Below are 18,527 nucleotides of genomic sequence, written 5' to 3' on the forward strand. Positions count from 1 at the left end.
ATTAAAAACACTAACATTAGTCGCACGAGTAACAAAATCGAGAATATATTCCAAAAAGTATTCCCAAAACATATTAAAAGACTAATGAAAACAGAAACTGGATTAATCAACAGATTCAAACTAAAACTAGAATTCTGGAACATAAAAAATAAAAACCAAAATCATCAACTAAATTTTTGACAGAGCCTTTATAATGAAAAAATAGAAATCATTAAAAAAAATTTTATGAAAATTAATTTCACATTATTATTATAAGAATTTTAAAATAGTACTTAGCATAAAATATTAATTATTATAAATTTATATAAATCTTAAAAAATTTTATCAATAAAAAAAGAAAGGTAGTCATTTTATGAAAATTAAAGTTCATGTATCACGTTTCAATAAAGACACAGATGAAAAACCATATATTGAAACTTATGAAATTGAAAAAACACCTCAAATGAAAGTTTTAGAAGCATTAAATTTAATAAATGAAGAATATGATGCAAATTTAAGCTTTAGAAGTAGTTGTAGAGCTGGACAGTGTGGATCATGTGCAGTGAGAATTAATGGAAATCCAGGATTAGCTTGTAAAAAAGAAATAGCAAACGAAACAACAATTCAACCTTTAAAATTACCAGTAATTAAAGATTTAATAGTTGATCGTTCCTCAATCGAAAATAAAGTAAATGATATGGATTTACATCTTGAAACAAATGATCCTGAAGAATTAATGAAACCTGAAGAAATGGAAGATACATTAAAAGTTAGAAGTTGTATAGAATGTTACAGCTGTTTAACAGCATGCCCAGTATATCAAAATTTCCAAGAAGACTTCGCAGGACCTTATTTCATGAGATATATTAGTAAATTCGAATTTGATCCAAGAGAATTAAAAAATAGGTTAAAAGAAGGATTTGAAAACGGATTATATGATTGTACTAGTTGTGGAAAATGTGGAGCAGTTTGTCCAAAAGATATTAACAGTTTTGGAGATGCTGTTGAAAAATTAAGAGCAATTGCATACAGTGAAGATGAAGGACCTTTAGAAGCACATAAAAAAATTAAAAAAATGGTTGAAGAAACTGGTCGAAGTGTTACCCATCCAGAAAAAGAAGGATTTATAGAATCTTATAATAAAAACAAAAAACAAACCAAGGAAAAATCTAAAGTTGCTTTATTCACAGGTTGTATGGTAGATTACAGATTACAACATGTAGGTGAAGCTGTAATGGATGTTTTTAAAGCTAATGGTATAAATGTTGATGTTCCAGAAAATCAAGTATGTTGTGGCTCACCATTATTACGTACAGGGCAACGTGATGCAGTACAAGCATTAGCTGATAAAAATAAGGAAGTATTTAAAGATTATGATACTGTAATTACTATCTGTGCAGGTTGTGGTGCAACACTTAAAAATGACCATCCTAATTTCGGCAATAAATTAAATGTAATGGATATTAGTGAATTTTTAATCGATAAATTAGATACTAGTAAAATGAAACCATTAGATATGAAAGTAACTTGGCATGATCCTTGCCATCTTGGTAGAGGACAAGGAATCAAAGATCAACCACGTGAAATTATAGATATGATTCCTGGTGTAGAATTTGAAGAAATGGAATTCCCATGTCAATGTTGCGGAGCTGGTGGAGGAGTTAAATCTGCCAGACCAGAAATTGCCCTAGAATTAAGTAAAAACAAAGCACAAATGATTAAAGAAACTGGTGCTGATAATTTTATCACAATATGTCCATTTTGCCAATCCAATATTAAAGATGGATTAGAAGCTATAAATGAAACAGAAATTAATGGAATGAATCTGGTAGAATTATTAAAATTAACTTACAGTGAAGAAAAAGAATAATAATGGAGTTTTAATATTTATGCCCGGCACAGTAAGTGAAGAGGAAGTAATTACAAATAAAGAATTAATACCTAAAACAAAAGATAAAGAAGAAGTTGAAGAATCTAAAACTGAAAGTAAATCAAAATCTACTAAAAGAGCTCAATTAGTAAGTAATGATTCAACTGTTGATGAAGGAACTTTACGCTTACAAAAAAATATTTATGTAGTTTTTGTAGAATGTGAAACTAGTGGAAATGTTGGTTTCTTAGCTCGTACAATGGCAAATTTTGGATTAAAAAATTTAGTTCTTATAAATCCGTGTGAATTAAAAGATGATGCATATTACCAAGCTATGCATGCAAAAAATCTTGTTGAAAATGCTATAATTTGTGATAATCTTGAAAGTTTCCTTAAAAAGTATTCTATTGATTTTATTATAGGTTCTACTGGAACTCCTGGCGGAAGTTATAATCTTTCTCGTATACCAATACCTCCTAATGAATTAGGGGAAAAAATGGATACAAATACTAATATTGCAATTCTTTTTGGAAGAGAAGGTGATGGCTTAACAAATGATGAAATTGATAAATGTGACATAATAGTTAGTATTCCTACAGATCCACATTATCCTATAATGAATATAACTCATGCTGCGGCTATTATTTTTTATGAAATCTTTAAAAACCGTAACCATTTCCCAGTAGAGGGTTATGATGAAAGTACACAAATAGAAAAGGATTATTTACTTAAGGACATGAAAGAATTGATTGATACTATTAAAATTCCAGACCATAAAAAACGTAATGGTCTTAAAACTTTTAAAAACATTATTAATCGTGCATTCATAACTGGACGTGAAGCTCATACTCTCATTGGAATACTTAGACGATTAAAAATGAGAATTGATGAGAAATAATTAACTCATCATATAATTTTTCTTTTTTTAAAAAAAATCTTTAATAATAAGTGAATAACTTATTTAATATAAAAAAACATAAAATAAAATATTATATTTTTTTATAAAAAATTATTTTTTTCAGGAATCAAATATTTATGGCTATATTAAGTGATAAAGATATTAAAAAATTATTGGATGAAAGACATATTAGTATTGAACCTTTAGACAATAAAGAAAAGCAAATACAACCTTCATCAGTAGATTTACGTATCGGAGATGAATTTAAAGTATTTCGTGTTATACGAACACCTTACATAGATCCAAAAGATAATGAGGAAGTGGCAAGTTACATGGAATCATTTAAAGTACCAGAAGGTGAAGCATTCATTATACACCCAAATGAGTTTGCACTTGCAACAACACAAGAAACCGTGAAATTACCTGATGATATTGTAGCACGTGTTGAAGGTAGATCTAGTATGGGTAGATTAGGTGTTACTATGCATGTAACAGCAGGATATATAGATCCCGGATTTGAAGGCAAAATAACCTTAGAAATTAGTAATATTGGTGCAATGCCAGTAGCATTATATCCTGGTCAAAGAGTATGTCAAGTAGTATTTGAAACAATGACTAGTCCATCCGAAATCCCTTATGGTCATCCTAGTAGACATAGTAAGTATATGGGACAAGAAAAACCTGAAAGTAGTCGGATTAAAATGGATTATGAACTTAATAAATAAAAAAAGATTTAATTATACTTTAACTTTTAAAAAAAATAATTTTTTTATTATTACTCATTCTTTTTTTTATAAAAACTAATTATCAAAAATAAATATTTATAGGAGTATTAAATTTATGAATCATGACAAAATGATGAATATTGGAGCAAAAAGAGGTTTCTTATGGCCTTCATTCGAAATTTATTCTGGAGTAAGTGGATTTACTGATTATGGACCATTAGGTGCAACATTAAAAAACAATATAATGCAAAAATGGAGAAAACAGTACACTGCAGGTGAAGGATTTTATGAAATAGAATCACCAACAGTTATGCCAAAAGAAGTATTAAAAGCTTCAGGACATGTAGATAACTTCACAGACCCAATGACAAAATGTGAAAAATGTGGAGAAGTATTCCGTGCAGATCATTTAATTGAAGAAGCAATCAATAAAGATGTTGAAAGCTTAGCTAATGAAGAAATGGACCAAATCATAATAAATAATACAATAAAATGTCCAACTTGTGGTGGAGAACTAGCTAAAATTTGGAATTATAATTTAATGTTTAAAACACAAATCGGTGCAAAAGGAACAAAACCAGGTTATATGAGACCAGAAACAGCACAAGGAATATTCATACTTTTCAAAAGATTATCTAGATTTTATCGTAACAAATTACCATTTGGAGTAGTTCAATTAGGAAAAGCATATCGTAATGAAATAAGTCCACGTCAAGGAGTAATAAGACTTAGAGAATTCACTCAAGCAGAATGTGAAATCTTCTTAAACCCTGAAGATAAAACTCACCCTAAATTTAAAACAATAGCAAATGAAACTTTAGATTTATGTTCACAAGATGTTCAAATCAATGAAAAAGAAGAATTACACATAACAGTACAAAAAGCTTTAGATGATGGAATAATAAGTAGTGAAATGTTAACTTACCAATTATACCTTGCAAGAAAATTCTTAAATGAATTAGGCATACCAAATGATAAGTTAAGATTCCGTCAACACTTACCTGGAGAAATGGCTCATTATGCTCTTGATTGCTGGGATGTAGAATGTTTAACTGATCAATATGGATGGGTTGAAATTATTGGAATAGCTGATCGTGGAAATTATGATTTAACACAACATGGAAAAGAAAGTAATGAAGAATTAAACATTTATATTCCTTACGATGAACCAAAAACAATTACTAAAAATACTGTAAAACCAAACCTTAAAGTATTTGGTCCAACATTCAAAGGTGATGCTCCAAAAATTATGGGTTGGTTAAAAAATTGTGATGCAGATAAATTAAAAGAAGAAATTGAAGCAAATGGTAAATATAATTTAGAATTAGACAATACTTATGAATTAACAAGTGAACATTTACTATTTGAAACAAGTACTGAGGAAGTTAAAGGTGAAAAATTAATACCTCATGTAATTGAACCTTCTTTTGGTATAGATCGTATACTTTACTGTGTATTATTACATTCTTTCCACAATGCAAGTGAAAATGATGATAAAGATTATTTCAAATTTAAAAACGAAATTGCACCTATAAAAGTAAGTGTTCTTCCACTTGTAAATAAGAAAGGTTTAGATGTAATAGCCTCCAATATTCAAGAATCATTAAGAAAAGATGGTTTCACTGTTGATTACGATGGAAGTGGAAGTATTGGACGGAGATATGCACGTGCAGATGAAATAGGTGTTCCTGTAGCTGTTACTATAGATTTTGATACAATAGAAGATAAAACTGTAACAGTACGTAACAGAGACACTGAAGAACAAGAACGTGTCCCTATTAATGATTTAACTAGTAAAATAAAAAGTATATTAAAAAATTAAAAAAAATAATGAGTGGAAGATTTTTATTCCTTATTAAAACAAGGAATACACACTTTTTCCCCATCTTTTTCTTTCATTCTATGTTCAGATACTAATTCTCCACATTCACCACATTTAATAGAATTATATAAATTTGCTTCTTTTGGTAAGGATAATTCTGCTTTTGATAATGTGAATAATTTATCTTCAGGAACTTCTAATATTTTATAAGATAATTCATCTTTGAAGTGTTGAAAACTTTTTTTATCTTCCATTGTAACAGTACCTTGATCGAATTTATTTTTTAGTGCTACAAATTCTGGAACAATATCATTAAAATCTGCATTTACATAAATTCTAATATTTTCACCATTTTCCCTATTATAAAATGTATATACATGTTTTCCATAGTCTTTAAATATGAAGTTACCTTTACCAAATGTACAACCAGTTACTACTTGTATTGCATCTACAGCACAAGAATCATTTTCACAAATTGCTACTAATTCTTCATCACCAGATTTAGATACATTTAACTTAATCATTGCAGTTTTAGCTACCCTATAACCTAAAGCAGAACCAGGACACACATGTCCATGAAATTTAGTTACTTCAGAAAAAGGCAATATTTCTTCATTATTTTCCATAATAATCCCTCTTAAATTCTTTTAAAAATAATTTTTAATTAATTCTATATTACCTTCATAATGATATAAATTTAATTAATTTAAAAAAAATATAACTATATAGAGAGTGAATATTTATGATGATAGATACACATACCCATGCAGACTCAAGAAGCAGTGAAGACTTTGATTTAATGTATACAAGCGGAATAGATACAGCAATCACTTGCTCATTTTACCCTTACAAACTACGAAATCAAACATGCTTAATAAACCACTTTGATAGAATACTTGAATATGACACCAAAAGAGCAGAGGAATATGGATTAAAATTAGAAGTTGCTTTAGGATTACATCCTGCAAATGTAAGTGAAAACAATGACCAAATTTATGAAGAAATTAGAAGATTAGTGGAAGAAAAGAAAATAGTGGCAATAGGAGAAATAGGTTTAGATGATAATACAATAAATGAACAAAAAGCATTTAAAAAACAATTAGAAATTGCAGAAGACACAAAAAGCAAAGTAATCATCCACACACCACGTAAAAATAAAAAAGAAGTATTGAAAGATATTAAAATCATTGTAGATGAAACAATAAATCCAAAATTAGTGGTAATAGATCATATTAATCCTAATGTTGTAGAAGATGTAATAGACTATGATTACACACTTGGTTTAACCGTACAACCACAAAAAATGACCAAAGAAGAAGCTATAAAAATATTAGATAAATATGGTTTTAATAAATTCTTATTAAACAGTGATATAAGTAATAAACCATCAGATCCTATAAGTGTGCCTAAAACTGTTCGCACACTAAAAAAATTAGGTTATAAAAATAGTGATATTGAAAAAGTAGCATTTAAAAATGCTAAAAAATTCTTCAAAATATAAAAAAATAAAAAAAATAATATTATTTTTTTCTAAACTTCTTTTAAATTATTGTTTTTTAATAATTTGAACCTGAGTAGGTGAGAGAATAATTAAATTTTTACCTTCTTCACGAGCAAGGAGTATTGCTTCAACATTATGTTGTTCACGTAAAATTTTAATTCTACGAGTAGCATTCTTAAATTCTACAGGACCTCTTCTTTCAAGAAAACCTAAATCAACAATAACAGGATTATTTTCTTCAAGAATTTGATCAGAAATATAATCTATATCTGCAATAGTTCTTGGGCGAATTAGAATAATTTCATAAAATGATTGTTCTGGAACAATTGTATATGTTTCGTCATAAAATTCTTCAGTGAAATCATTTACTCCAACATTTCTTTTATTATTACGGTTTTCTTCAAAACCAAGACTTTTTTTTAAAGTACCTATAAATGACATTTAAAATCACTTTTTCCATGAAAAAAATTTTAAAATTTAATTATTTTTTTAGATGATCTAAGATTGCATCTAATAATTTATCTGGATTTTCACGAACATCTGCAGTTGGAAGACCATATTCTTTTTCATAGTCTTCAGGTGTTTTATCCGGTTCGTTACGTAAATTAATACTAATTCCAACAACTTTAGTAGGTTCAACAGCTTCAATAGCTTTTATTTCCTCAGGTATGCCTCTTGGTTCACGGAATGGATGATTTGGTCTATGACCTACAATCACAGCATCAGGATGAGCACCTATTAAAATTGCAGCAGATAAACCTCTAGGGTGAGGGTTTCCATCTTCAGTTAAACTGGATTGACCTTCAATGAAAATAATATCTGGATGTTTTTCTTCTTCTAAGTATTTAATTGAACCTAAAATAGCGGATGGAATATCCATTGCACTTAAACTTCCTGCACGGAAATTAAAATCAGTAGGTTTTTCAAGCCCCATTTCATCTGTTGATATAACACCTGAAACTAATCCTCGTTTTGTTGCGGCTAATCCTAAATTACGTGTTGTTGTTCTTTTACCACACTCTTGAGAAGTACCTCCACAAAAAACAATACTTGCTTTTGGTGTGTATGATATTTTTGGTAAAATTTCAGTACTTTTTTCTGGAGCTATTCCAAAAATATTATTAATCATATCTAATCTTGGACTTATTTCCTTAATAGCAACCCCATTTTGATTAGCAAATTTTGCTAAAGAAATATTATCTTCAATAGATAATGATCTGAATGAACTTACAACATTTTTACCAGCATCAATTGCTTGTACTGCATATTTTAAAGCTGCCCCTTCTGCACCTATAGGTAACATTATAACTATACTTTTAGCTTCTGGAACTTCATCCATTAAATCTATTAAACTTGATGCAACTTCAAATCCCATAAAATTTGTTCCTTGTTTATCTGGGTCATCATCTACAAATCCTACAGTTTCAATTCCTTCAAGGTTTGAGAATTTTTCCCCACCTCCACCACATCCAATTACGATGTATGGGTTTAAGTTTTGAAGTTCTTCAACTGATGATATTGAATACAAATAATCACTCCTCATATTAAATTAATAAATTCTTGTTTTTTAATTGTTAAATAGTAAATAGAAAAATAAACATGAGTTAAAATTCTAAATAAGAAATTCCTCATAAACTCATATTACTAATAATTTATGATTTTTATATAATATAAATGTATTTTTTATAATTAAAATCCTTAAAAAAGCTTTTTTAATAAATAAGTATTTAATTACCAAAAATCTAAAAAAATATTATATTAAACCAAAACCAATTAAATTGAGGAATTTTTTATGGAAAAACCATATGTTATATTAATTGGAAGTGCTTCAGGAATAGGTAAATCTACAATATCTGCAGAACTTGCCAAATCATTAGGAATAAAACATTTAATAGAATCTGATTTTATAAGAGAAGTTGTGCGTGGAATTATTGGAAGTGATTATGCACCTGCATTACATGCTTCTTCATATATGGCGTATACTACTCTTAGAAATAAGAAAAACTATAAAACAGAAGAAGATTTGATTTGTGCAGGTTTTGTTGAACATGCATCATTTGTAGTTCCAGCAATTGAAAAAGTAATTGAAAGAGCTATAAAAGATTTTGATGATATTATAATTGAAGGTGTGCATTTAATTCCTGGACTAATAGATTTAGATAATTATAAAAATCAAGCCAATATTCATTTCTTTATATTATCTTCAGATGAGGAGTCACATAAAAATCGTTTTGTGAAACGAGCTACTGAAAAACGTCGTGGAGGTAAACAATTAGATTATTTTAAGGAAAATAGGACCATTCACGATTTTTTATTAAGTGAAGCTGAAAAAAATGATGTTAAAGTTATTGAAACTGAAGAGATAAATACTACTGTTCAAAAAATTTTAAGTAATATTAATGAAAGTTGTGAAACTGTTTACTTAAAGAATAATGTTGATGAACTTAAAGATGTTATGGATATTATAATTAAAGAGAATAATGCTAGTGTTGAATGTATTATTTACCCAATTAAAGGTTTCAAAGAACCATTAATTAGAAAAGTTAATATTTATGAACAGAAAAAATCTGACAGTTTTATTAAAGCTTTAGAAGATGATCCTCAAAAGAAAGAGGAATTAAAAGAACTTTATTATTTATCTAATAAACATGGAATGAAGATTTGTGCACCAAATTATGAAATTTTAGATAAAATAATTAAAGAATTAGGTAGTAAAGGATATCTTTACAGTGAATAAAAAGAAAATGATAAATAATTAAAATATAAATAATGAGAGGAATGTTTTATATGCCTGAGATGAGAATGGATTGTCCTGTATGTCATAAAAAGAATAGTGCAGTTAGTGATACAAAAACTGTGAAAATTCCATATTTTGGAGAAGTTATGGAATCTAGTATAATTTGTGAGGCTTGTGGTTTTAAACACAGTGATGTTATGAGTTTAGAACAACATGATCCTGCACGTCATAGTCTTAAAATTAATAAAGATAATTTAAGTAGTAGAGTTATTCGTTCTCAAAGTGCAACTGTTTCTATTCCTGAAATTGGTATTAAAGTTGAGCCTGGCCCAAAATCTCAGGGTTATGTTTCTAATGTAGAAGGGGTTATTGTTAGATTTAAAGATGCTACTCAAAGGGCTTTAACACTGTTTGATGATGAGGAATCTCAAAGTAATGGGAAAAAAGTTTTCAATGAATTAGATAAAATTTTAAATGGTGATTTAGAGGTTACATTAATTATTGATGATCCTTTCGGTCAAAGTAAAATTATGGATTTAAAAAGTGTAGAAACTCATTTAAGTGAGGAAGAACTTAAGCATTTGAAAACTGGATTTACTATTATTGATAATGATTCTGAAGAGTGAAAATTTTATTTTTTTTTTAGGTTTTAATTGTTCCTATAGATGTATCTTTAACAATATGCCAATATTGGGATTTTATATTATCAAAACTTCCTCTTTTGGCTCCTAGCATATGTTCGGCATTGTATGTGAAAACATTTAATTTTAATACGGCTTTTCTTTCAGGCCATAAGTTAATTGTGTAGTGTATTATTGGTAATGTGATTGATAAACTTACTACAAGGAATTCTAATGCTTCATCATAATAAGAAGGGTTAAATACTTTTTCTTCTATTCCTTCATTTAATAATTTTTCCATTATTTTTTCTAAAGATTCCATTCTTTTTATTAATATATCTTGGAATAGTTCAGGGTTACGTGTGTAAACATTATGGATTTTTTCTGTGTCTTTGTATACATCAATTATTTCCATTATCATATTAGATAATTTTTCTAATGTGGAATAATTTGGATTGTTGAAGATTTTTTCTAGGCTTCTTAGTTCTGTTTTTATCTGTCTGTTTACAATTATTTTTTTTACTTCTTCTTTATTTTTAAAATGGTAGTAGAATGTTCCTTTTACAATGTGTAAATCTTTTATGATATCTTTAATTGTTACATTACTATATCCTTTTTCGTAGAATAGATGCCATGCTGAATTTATTATTTCTTCTTTCCGTTCATCTGGTGGTAGGGATACTCTTGTTTTATTCACCATTTTTTTATCTCCAAATACTCTTTTTTGATGTTATTTTTTATTTTTGTAGAAAGGTTTATATATAATTATATACAATTTTTAACTAAGAGTCAGTGACCTTTAGTCAGTCATTTAAATAAAACTTTGCAAAAACACTCTTCAAGAAAAAAGAAGAAGGGAAATAAAATGAACACAGAAGAAGATGAAGAAAATATTGAAAAAATGATAAAAACCTTTGAAGACATAATAAATAACCCTTTATCTCAAAAAATGTTAAACAATGCATTAGTTTACTGTAACAAATGTGGAAAAACACGATTAGAATCTGCACTAGATTATTACCTCGGAAAACAAGACAATATATGCTTAAAATGCAAAGTAACCTACGAATTAGTAGAAATAGTAATACATAAAGCATTAAAAAGTTTTAACACATCAGAAGAATCTTTAATAAAAACCATGCAGGATGAATACTGGGAAAAAGGATTAATAAGCACTTTCAAAGGAATGGCAACATTTGGAGTAAAAAAACCATTCACACCAGGAGCACCATTCCAAATAGTATGGAACATAACACAAGCATGTAACTTTAACTGTATACACTGTTATGAAAATGCTGGAAAAAAGGGCCCTGATGAATTAAACAAAGAAGAAATATTAAATGGAATAGATAAATTAGCAGATCTTGGAATAGCATCTTTAGCATTTAGTGGAGGAGAACCATCAATACATCCACACATTAAAGAATTCATTAAACATGCCAACGACCGTGGTTTGTACGTAAGTATGGCTACAAATGGATATATTTTCAATGATTATGAAAAAGCAAAAGAATTAAAAGATTTAGGATTACAATTTGTGCAAATAAGTTTAGATGGAGTAAATCCAAAAACACATGATAATTTCAGGCAAAAAGATGGATCATGGAAACGAGCAATAGAAGCTATTAAAAACTTTAAAAAAGCAGGAGTATTTGTTGAAATATCAACAACAGCAACTAAGAAAAACAAAGATGAAATCCCTGAAATGATAACTTTTTTAAGAAGTATAAATGTTGATTGGTTTGTATTATATAACTTTATACCAACAGGAAAAGGAGCAGAAATTAGTGAAATAGATTTATCTCCTGAAGAAAGGTTAAATCTTTTAGAATTAATTTATAAGGAAAATAGTAAAGGCGAAATGCAAATACTATCCACAGCACCACAATTTGCAGATGTAGTAACTCATACATTCAATAATGACCAAATGATACCTACACACTTTTATAATGTTGAATATAGTAATCCTGCAATGATGAAATTATCAGAATTTGTAGGAGGCTGTGGAGCAGGAAGATTTTATATGAGTATAGAACCTAATGGAGATATTTATCCATGTGTATTCTTCCCCCATGAAAAAGAAGTTAAATTAGGAAATATCCGTGATGATGTTGAAAATATATGGACAAATAATCCATTACTAATGAAATTAAGAGATAAAGATGCATTATTGGGCCATTGTGGAGTTTGTGACTCTAGATATATATGCGGAGGATGTAGAGCTAGAGCTTACAATTACTTCCATGATGTAACATATCCAGATCCCGGATGTGAAAAAAATAAAAATGCATGGGATAAAATCATAGAAAAAGAATCTAGTGAATATTTAGCTAAATAATATTTTTTAAAAATAGTTATTTTCTTTGAAGATAAAAAAATTAAAGGAAAATATTTTTAATTAATATTCTTCTTCACCTTCAGTTTCTTCTGATATATTAGATGATGAAAATTCAGCAAAATCTTCGTCTTCTTCTTCAACATCTTTAAGTTTCATTGTTCTTTTAACATCCATTGCTAAAGCATCACAATCTGCCTTTATTGCATCTAAATGTAATAATATTCTTTCTTTTTCTTTATTGATTCTAGTAATATTATTATATGCATATGTTGATTCTTTTAACATTTCATATTCTATTGTAGTGTATGGGTAATCGTTTAATTGTTTACATACATTTTGTAGAACATCTCCAAGGAATCTGTTCATTTCTACTTTTACTCTTTCTCTAATCATCTTGTCAGAGTCTAAGTTTTCTTTCATTAAACGTACTACTTCTGCTTTAGCGAAAGGTAAATCATCATCAGGTACTTCTTCTACCGTTTCTGTGATTTGTTCTTCAGTTTCTTCGTTTTCTTCAGTGCTATTTTCCTCTTCCATATTTACTTCTTCATATTCTTCTGACATAATCATTAAACTCCTGTGAAATTTTTATTTTTTTTAAAATTTTTTATTTTTGTAAAAAAAAGCTTCTACTTTAATAAGTATTGCTTATTTCATCTATGTGTATACCTATATTTGTTTTAAGCAGTATATAAACATATTTAAAATTATTGCAAAACAATATAATTTTTCAAGTAGTGTAAAGGAAAACTATAATAATTATTAAAGCTTACTATAAGAATTTTAATAGTGCGAAAAATGAGGAAAAAGAAACTAAAAAAAATAGAAAAAATTTATATATCTAAACTAAAATTTAAACTACGAGTAGAATGAGTCAAAGCACCTAAAGAAATAATATCCACATCTAAACTAGCATAATTAAGAATAGTCTCTTCAGTAATCCCACCAGATAATTCAACTAATACATTATCACGTAAACCCTCATTTTTTAATATATTCAATGTTTTAAGAGCTTCATCAGGATTCATATTATCAAACATTACAATATCTGCACCATTTTTAGCTGCAATTACTGCATCATCACTATTTTCAACTTCAATTTCTATTTTTTTAGAAAAACTAACATTACAATGAGCAAGTTTTAATGCTTCAGCAACGCCCCCAACAATAGCAATATGATTATCTTTAATTAAAACCATATCATCTAAACCATTTCTATGAGGATCTCCTCCCCCAATAATTATAGCTTCTTTATCAAATTTTTGTAAAGCTGGAGAAGTTTTTCTTGTACCTGCAATTTTTAAGTTAGGATTAATTTTATGAACTTCATTTACAATATTAAATGTTTTAGTAGCCACGCCACTCATTCTCATTAAAAGATTAAGAACTGTACGTTCTATAAGTAAAATAGTTTTAGCTAAACCTTTAAATTCTATTAATCTATCCCCTGGTTTAATAATATCTCCATTATTCAAACTACTTAATATAGAAACATTATATTCTTCAAAAATTTCTTTAATAATATTAATACCTGCAAGAATACCTGTATCTTTAGATAATATAAAACCTTCAACAACAATATCTGAATTTATTAAAGCATTAGAAGTTATATCTCCATAACCTTCATCTTCTGTTAACATATACTTAATTATTTCATCCATATATAATCCCTTAAAATCTTATTAATAAATTTATAACAAAAAAGATTTATTTATAATATTTAATTTAAATTTAATATTATTTATTAGTATTTAATTTTATATTAAATGAGAAATATAAATATTAAAGACGAATTTTTATAATTCTTAAAAAAAAGGAAAAATTTATATGGAAATTGAATTTTTAGGAACAGCATCTGCAGTACCAAGTAAACAAAGAAACCACTCTAGCATAAGTTTAAAAGCATTTGGTGAAGTAATATTATTTGACTGTGGTGAAGGAACACAAAAACAATTAACTTATGCCCATATTAGTCCAATGAAAATAGAAAAAATTTTCATAACACATTTCCATGGAGACCATATACTTGGGTTACCTGGACTTATACAATCAATGGGTTTTAGAGGTAGGGAGAAACCTTTAGATGTATATGGTCCTAAAGGAGTAAATGCCCTATTTAATGCAATTCAACATATAGGTTATTTTGTAATAAATTTCCCATTAAATTTTCATGAAATTTTAGAAGAAGGAGAAGTAATAGACAACGAGGAATATATTATAGAATGTGCATTTGCAGACCACAATGTTCCAGCATTAGCTTACTCTATTACTGAAAAAAAGAAACCACGATTTTTAAGAGAAAAAGCAATAGAATTAGGTGTTCCAATTGGTCCTGATTTTGGAAAATTACATAATGGCGAGTCTGTAATAGTTGATGGTCAAGAAATAACCCCTAAAATGGTGTTAGGACCTCCAAGAAAAGGTAGGAAAATAACATATTCTGGAGATACAAGACCTAATGAAAGAATTGTGAAACTAGCAGAAGATAGCGATATATTAATACATGAATCAACTTATGATTCCAGTGATTGTGAAAAAGCAAAAGATCACTCTCATTCAACATCTAAAGAAGCAGCAAATATAGCGAAAAAAGCAAATGTTAAACAGTTAATTTTAACACATTTCAGTACTCGTTATACGAATACTTTAACTATAGAAAAAGAAGCATCTGAAGTTTTTAAAAATAGTGTAGTTGCATATGATTTCATGAAGATAGAACTTTAAAGATAAAATAAAGAAGATTATATTATGATTCCAACATTATCCCAAATATTAGATCTAAGTTTTTTAGACACTTTTTTCTACATTATTATCATTTTAATTGTAGCTTATATAAGTTTACATATTTTAAGTAGTATAATTACAAAGTTTTGGAAAAAATTCAATATGGATTTAACCATATTATATTTAATTACTGATTTATTAAAATATATAATCCTAATTTTTGCATTAGCTTGGATTTTAAAGTTAATAGGAATAGATTTACAAGGAATAATTATTAGTTTAGGTTTAATTGGTATTGTAGTAGGTTTTGCTGCTAAGGATGTTTTCAGTAACTTTATAGGTGGAATATTTTTAATTACAGATAAAAATATTAAAGTTGGAGAAATTATTAGTGTGGATGATTTAAAAGGTAAAGTTTCAAAAGTTACTTTCAGAAACACTGAAATTATAACAGTTGATGGATTTAGAGTAACAATACCTAACAGCACATTAAATACTGAAATGTATGTAAATTATCCTAAATTAGAATTAAATAAAATAGTATTAGAAGTATTGGTTCCTTTTGGAATTGATTTGAAAGCATTTAGTGATGATTTTGTTGAAAAATTTGAAGAAAAATCTTGGGTAATGTCTGGAAAAAAACCAATAGTTTATGATATGGATATAAGTGAATTTGGAAGTCAAGTTAAACTATTTATTTGGGTTAATGATTATACTAAAGTTAGTGAATATACTTTAGAATTAGGTGATGAAGTCAGACAGATTATTGAAAAACATAATAAGAATAAAGTCTTGAAAATTGAAAAGAAAGTATGAATGGAATAATTTTTTTTAAATAAAAAAATTTTTATAACAATAGTTATATAGTACTTATTTTAATATAATGATTCATAAAATATATAAAAAAAGTAGGGAAGAGAAAAAAATGGAAAATAAAATACTGATTGAAGAAATTCTTAAATTAAAAGAAGAAAAAAATGCAATAATACTTGCACACAATTACCAACCAAAAGAAATCCAAGAAGTAGCTGATTTCCTTGGAGACTCACTAGAATTATGTATTAAAGCATCTGAAATAGAAGATAAAGATATAGTCGTATTCTGTGGAGTAGACTTCATGGCAGAAACAGCATATATACTAAATCCAAATAAAAAAATCCTCATACCAGATGTTGAAGCAGAATGCCCAATGGCACACATGTTAAATGCAGAACAAATAAAAGAAGCAAAAAAACAATACCCTAAAGCACCAGTTGTATTATATGTTAATAGTTTAGCTGAAGCAAAAGCCGAATCAGACATATTATGTACCAGTGGAAATGCATTAAAAATAGTAGAAAGTTTAGATTCAGACACAATACTATTCGGACCAGACACAAACCTTGGAAGATACGTGGAAAAACAAACCGACAAAAAAATCATACCAATACCAGGAGACGGTCACTGCTACGTACATAAAAAATATGAAGTAAAAGATATTGATAATGCTAAAAAAACACATCCAAATGCAGATGTTATTGTACACCCAGAATGTGATATAGAAGTTCAAAATGCTGCAGATTACGTGTTAAGTACTGGTGGAATGTTAAATCATATTAAAAATTCAGAGAAAGATGAATTTATTATAGGAACAGAAATTGATTTCATGACAAGAGTAGAGAATGAAACTTCTGGTAAAAAATTATATCCTCTACTTTCAGATGCAATCTGTGAAACTATGAAATTACATACCCTAAAAAATCTTAAAAATGCTCTTCAAAATGAAGAACATATTGTAAAAGTCCCAGAAGATATTCGGGAAAAATCTTTCAATGCAGTAAACAAAATGATACAAGCATCTAAATAAAAAAACCTTTCCCTATACATTAAAAATTAAATCACTTCTTTTTATTCTTTTTTTATCCCATATCCTCAAGAAAACTTGATAAAAAATATTTCATTTCAATTTCTTCACGTGCCACAAAATCTTCAGGTTTTATTTGAAATCCATCAACATTAAACGGATAAAACTTTTCAGAGTATTTCATAGTTAAAATTAAAGAATCATCCTTAAGTTTTTTCTCCCCATCTGTTAAATTATTATATAAAAAACTAAGAGAATTCTTATCTAAATCCGAAATATTATAAGTAATATAACCAATATTATTAGATTCTATACCATAATCAACTAATTTCACAATCATTTTAATAAAACCCTCCAAAAAATTTTATTCTTTAAATTCTTTTAAGAAATCCTCTATTTTATCACTAACTTGTTTTAACTCATAAGATCCAAGATGACCATGTAATGATTTGAAAATAATTAATTCAGAACCTGAAACAATATTATGTAATGGAATTCCATCTAATTCAGGAGGGAAAAATTCATCACCTTCAATTGCTATTATTAATAATTTAGATTTTAATTTTCCTAAATCTTTCTCAATATCATAATTTAAAGAAGCATTATTATTATAAATTAAATCATTAGGATCATCTAAAACACCTTCTTCAGCTAACATAATCATTTCTTCATCTATTTCATCATTGGAACATTCCCTATAATAAGATTTAGATTGTCCAAAAGTGTAGACTGATTCAGAAGCTAAACGTAAAGATCTAGCTAATTTTTTAGAATATTTACCCTCATTATAATCAGGGTCAGTTTCTATTATATGATTCATGAATTTAGATAAAGCATAATTATGACCTGCAGTTTTATAACTACTTGCTAAAGAAATAGTGAAATCCATAAAATCAGGATATTCAGTTGCCCAAGTTAATGCTTCAAATCCTCCCATACTATTACCAATGACTCCAATAATATGATTAATTCTGTATTTTTCTTTTAAAAATTTAATTTGAAAATTAACCATATCTTTTATATTGTACTTTGGAAAATTATGACCTAATGAAGTAGTAGATGGACTAGCACTTCCAGGTGATCCTAAAGTAGACATGCTTATTATGAAAAACTTATCAGTATCAATTACTTCACCAGGACCGGTTATTTCATTGATTCTTCGAACAGATTTATAACTTCCACTTGAACCATGACAATAAACAATAGCATTAATAACACGACCATATTTATCATATTTTGGTGTTCCTAATGTCCCATATTCAACTTTAACCCCTCTTAGAACATCACCGGCTTCAAATTTAAATTCAGTGAGAAAATGACTTTCTTTTTTAATAGTATTTTCAATATCCATAAACTAAGTAACCCTCCGTTTTTATATTTTTTAATTTTTATTATATTTATTTATTTAATAAAATTTTTTATAAACTACAATAAGATTAATTTAATATGATTAACTAAAATAATTATTAA

Annotated in this window: 19 protein-coding genes and 1 pseudogene; 12 read left to right on the forward strand and 8 right to left on the reverse strand. The window is 27.6% G+C overall.

Annotation, left to right across the window (positions count from 1 at the left end; all coding sequences use genetic code 11):
• The 5 genes and pseudogenes from BP769_RS03605 to glyS form a co-directional block, all read left to right on the forward strand.
• Window positions 1–180: pseudogene (locus BP769_RS03605) on the forward strand (transposase family protein); the annotation flags it as partial.
• Window positions 181–352: 172 nt separating this feature from the next.
• Window positions 353–1,849: a fumarate reductase (CoM/CoB) subunit TfrB gene (gene tfrB, locus BP769_RS03610; RefSeq protein WP_413823642.1), complete on the forward strand. Its 1,497-nt coding sequence runs from the start codon at window positions 353–355 to the stop codon at window positions 1,847–1,849.
• 19 nt (window positions 1,850–1,868) lie between these two features.
• A complete protein-coding gene (locus BP769_RS03615) occupies window positions 1,869–2,747 on the forward strand; it encodes a TrmJ/YjtD family RNA methyltransferase (RefSeq protein WP_413823644.1) in 879 nt (292 codons plus the stop codon).
• Between the two features lie 137 nt (window positions 2,748–2,884).
• Window positions 2,885–3,472, forward strand: coding sequence for a dCTP deaminase (gene dcd, locus BP769_RS03620; protein WP_413823647.1), 588 nt, complete (start codon window positions 2,885–2,887; stop codon window positions 3,470–3,472).
• Between the two features lie 115 nt (window positions 3,473–3,587).
• Window positions 3,588–5,294 carry a glycine--tRNA ligase gene (gene glyS, locus BP769_RS03625; RefSeq protein WP_409197917.1) on the forward strand — a complete coding sequence of 569 codons (1,707 nt, stop codon included), beginning with the start codon at window positions 3,588–3,590 and terminating at the stop codon, window positions 5,292–5,294.
• 23 nt (window positions 5,295–5,317) lie between these two features.
• Here glyS and BP769_RS03630 read toward each other — a convergent pair whose 3' ends face one another.
• On the reverse strand, window positions 5,318–5,920 hold the full coding sequence (locus BP769_RS03630) for an FmdE family protein (RefSeq protein ID WP_409197918.1): 603 nt from the start codon (window positions 5,918–5,920) through the stop codon (window positions 5,318–5,320).
• Window positions 5,921–6,039: 119 nt separating this feature from the next.
• On the opposite strand from BP769_RS03630, the gene BP769_RS03635 reads away from it, so the two are divergent.
• A complete protein-coding gene (locus BP769_RS03635; RefSeq protein ID WP_409199097.1) occupies window positions 6,040–6,795 on the forward strand; it encodes a TatD family hydrolase in 756 nt (251 codons plus the stop codon).
• A 45-nt stretch (window positions 6,796–6,840) separates the two neighbouring features.
• Here the strand turns inward: BP769_RS03635 and BP769_RS03640 are convergent, their stop codons facing one another.
• Window positions 6,841–7,236 (reverse strand): cell division protein SepF, encoded by a 396-nt coding sequence (locus BP769_RS03640; RefSeq protein WP_409197919.1) that lies wholly within the window; start codon window positions 7,234–7,236, stop codon window positions 6,841–6,843.
• 40 nt (window positions 7,237–7,276) lie between these two features.
• Window positions 7,277–8,323 carry a DUF1611 domain-containing protein gene (locus tag BP769_RS03645; RefSeq protein ID WP_409197920.1) on the reverse strand — a complete coding sequence of 349 codons (1,047 nt, stop codon included), beginning with the start codon at window positions 8,321–8,323 and terminating at the stop codon, window positions 7,277–7,279.
• A 264-nt stretch (window positions 8,324–8,587) separates the two neighbouring features.
• On the opposite strand from BP769_RS03645, the gene BP769_RS03650 reads away from it, so the two are divergent.
• Together BP769_RS03650 and BP769_RS03655 are read left to right on the forward strand one after the other, a co-directional pair.
• A complete protein-coding gene (locus BP769_RS03650; RefSeq protein ID WP_413823650.1) occupies window positions 8,588–9,532 on the forward strand; it encodes a 3H domain-containing protein in 945 nt (314 codons plus the stop codon).
• A gap of 50 nt (window positions 9,533–9,582) precedes the next feature.
• Complete coding sequence (locus tag BP769_RS03655; RefSeq protein WP_413823653.1) at window positions 9,583–10,158, forward strand: ZPR1 zinc finger domain-containing protein; 576 nt, start codon at window positions 9,583–9,585, stop codon at window positions 10,156–10,158.
• A 16-nt stretch (window positions 10,159–10,174) separates the two neighbouring features.
• Here BP769_RS03655 and BP769_RS03660 read toward each other — a convergent pair whose 3' ends face one another.
• Window positions 10,175–10,852: a TetR/AcrR family transcriptional regulator gene (locus BP769_RS03660; RefSeq protein WP_413823655.1), complete on the reverse strand. Its 678-nt coding sequence runs from the start codon at window positions 10,850–10,852 to the stop codon at window positions 10,175–10,177.
• Between the two features lie 165 nt (window positions 10,853–11,017).
• On the opposite strand from BP769_RS03660, the gene BP769_RS03665 reads away from it, so the two are divergent.
• Window positions 11,018–12,490 (forward strand): radical SAM protein, encoded by a 1,473-nt coding sequence (locus BP769_RS03665; protein ID WP_413823658.1) that lies wholly within the window; start codon window positions 11,018–11,020, stop codon window positions 12,488–12,490.
• 60 nt (window positions 12,491–12,550) lie between these two features.
• Here the strand turns inward: BP769_RS03665 and BP769_RS03670 are convergent, their stop codons facing one another.
• Both BP769_RS03670 and nadC read right to left on the reverse strand, forming a co-directional pair.
• On the reverse strand, window positions 12,551–13,027 hold the full coding sequence (locus BP769_RS03670) for a hypothetical protein (RefSeq protein WP_413823690.1): 477 nt from the start codon (window positions 13,025–13,027) through the stop codon (window positions 12,551–12,553).
• 296 nt (window positions 13,028–13,323) lie between these two features.
• Complete coding sequence (nadC, locus tag BP769_RS03675; RefSeq protein WP_409197925.1) at window positions 13,324–14,151, reverse strand: carboxylating nicotinate-nucleotide diphosphorylase; 828 nt, start codon at window positions 14,149–14,151, stop codon at window positions 13,324–13,326.
• Between the two features lie 166 nt (window positions 14,152–14,317).
• Here nadC and rnz point away from each other — a divergent pair, with 166 nt between their 5' ends.
• From rnz to nadA, 3 genes are all read left to right on the forward strand, one after another.
• Window positions 14,318–15,214, forward strand: coding sequence for a ribonuclease Z (rnz, locus tag BP769_RS03680; RefSeq protein ID WP_409197926.1), 897 nt, complete (start codon window positions 14,318–14,320; stop codon window positions 15,212–15,214).
• Window positions 15,215–15,238: 24 nt separating this feature from the next.
• Window positions 15,239–16,030, forward strand: a complete 792-nt coding sequence (locus tag BP769_RS03685; RefSeq protein ID WP_409197927.1) for a mechanosensitive ion channel family protein — start codon at window positions 15,239–15,241, stop codon at window positions 16,028–16,030.
• Between the two features lie 109 nt (window positions 16,031–16,139).
• Window positions 16,140–17,060: a quinolinate synthase NadA gene (gene nadA / locus BP769_RS03690; protein ID WP_409197928.1), complete on the forward strand. Its 921-nt coding sequence runs from the start codon at window positions 16,140–16,142 to the stop codon at window positions 17,058–17,060.
• Between the two features lie 52 nt (window positions 17,061–17,112).
• Here the strand turns inward: nadA and BP769_RS03695 are convergent, their stop codons facing one another.
• Both BP769_RS03695 and BP769_RS03700 read right to left on the reverse strand, forming a co-directional pair.
• Window positions 17,113–17,397: a DUF5750 family protein gene (locus tag BP769_RS03695; RefSeq protein WP_409197929.1), complete on the reverse strand. Its 285-nt coding sequence runs from the start codon at window positions 17,395–17,397 to the stop codon at window positions 17,113–17,115.
• Window positions 17,398–17,421: 24 nt separating this feature from the next.
• Window positions 17,422–18,408 carry an alpha/beta fold hydrolase gene (locus BP769_RS03700; protein ID WP_413823661.1) on the reverse strand — a complete coding sequence of 329 codons (987 nt, stop codon included), beginning with the start codon at window positions 18,406–18,408 and terminating at the stop codon, window positions 17,422–17,424.
• Between the last annotated feature and the right edge of the window lie 119 nt (window positions 18,409–18,527).

This window comes from Methanobrevibacter sp. UBA417 (assembly GCF_002508845.1).
In the GTDB taxonomy this organism is placed as follows: Archaea; Methanobacteriota; Methanobacteria; order Methanobacteriales; family Methanobacteriaceae; genus Methanobrevibacter_A; species Methanobrevibacter_A acididurans.

What these genes read in the sequence shown, in the direction of transcription:
- BP769_RS03655 (WP_413823653.1), top strand. Translation starts at nt 9,583, where the DNA reads ATGCCTGAGATGAGAATGGATTGTCCTGTATGTCATAAAAAGAATAGT.
- BP769_RS03635 (WP_409199097.1), top strand. Translation starts at nt 6,040, where the DNA reads ATGATAGATACACATACCCATGCAGACTCAAGAAGCAGTGAAGACTTT.
- BP769_RS03650 (WP_413823650.1), top strand. Translation starts at nt 8,588, where the DNA reads ATGGAAAAACCATATGTTATATTAATTGGAAGTGCTTCAGGAATAGGT.
- BP769_RS03660 (WP_413823655.1), bottom strand. Translation starts at nt 10,852, where the DNA reads ATGGTGAATAAAACAAGAGTATCCCTACCACCAGATGAACGGAAAGAA.
- BP769_RS03615 (WP_413823644.1), top strand. Translation starts at nt 1,869, where the DNA reads ATGCCCGGCACAGTAAGTGAAGAGGAAGTAATTACAAATAAAGAATTA.
- BP769_RS03670 (WP_413823690.1), bottom strand. Translation starts at nt 13,027, where the DNA reads ATGGAAGAGGAAAATAGCACTGAAGAAAACGAAGAAACTGAAGAACAA.
- BP769_RS03695 (WP_409197929.1), bottom strand. Translation starts at nt 17,397, where the DNA reads ATGATTGTGAAATTAGTTGATTATGGTATAGAATCTAATAATATTGGT.
- tfrB (WP_413823642.1), top strand. Translation starts at nt 353, where the DNA reads ATGAAAATTAAAGTTCATGTATCACGTTTCAATAAAGACACAGATGAA.
- BP769_RS03665 (WP_413823658.1), top strand. Translation starts at nt 11,018, where the DNA reads ATGAACACAGAAGAAGATGAAGAAAATATTGAAAAAATGATAAAAACC.
- dcd (WP_413823647.1), top strand. Translation starts at nt 2,885, where the DNA reads ATGGCTATATTAAGTGATAAAGATATTAAAAAATTATTGGATGAAAGA.
- BP769_RS03630 (WP_409197918.1), bottom strand. Translation starts at nt 5,920, where the DNA reads ATGGAAAATAATGAAGAAATATTGCCTTTTTCTGAAGTAACTAAATTT.
- BP769_RS03640 (WP_409197919.1), bottom strand. Translation starts at nt 7,236, where the DNA reads ATGTCATTTATAGGTACTTTAAAAAAAAGTCTTGGTTTTGAAGAAAAC.
- BP769_RS03700 (WP_413823661.1), bottom strand. Translation starts at nt 18,408, where the DNA reads ATGGATATTGAAAATACTATTAAAAAAGAAAGTCATTTTCTCACTGAA.
- nadA (WP_409197928.1), top strand. Translation starts at nt 16,140, where the DNA reads ATGGAAAATAAAATACTGATTGAAGAAATTCTTAAATTAAAAGAAGAA.
- BP769_RS03685 (WP_409197927.1), top strand. Translation starts at nt 15,239, where the DNA reads ATGATTCCAACATTATCCCAAATATTAGATCTAAGTTTTTTAGACACT.
- rnz (WP_409197926.1), top strand. Translation starts at nt 14,318, where the DNA reads ATGGAAATTGAATTTTTAGGAACAGCATCTGCAGTACCAAGTAAACAA.
- glyS (WP_409197917.1), top strand. Translation starts at nt 3,588, where the DNA reads ATGAATCATGACAAAATGATGAATATTGGAGCAAAAAGAGGTTTCTTA.
- nadC (WP_409197925.1), bottom strand. Translation starts at nt 14,151, where the DNA reads ATGGATGAAATAATTAAGTATATGTTAACAGAAGATGAAGGTTATGGA.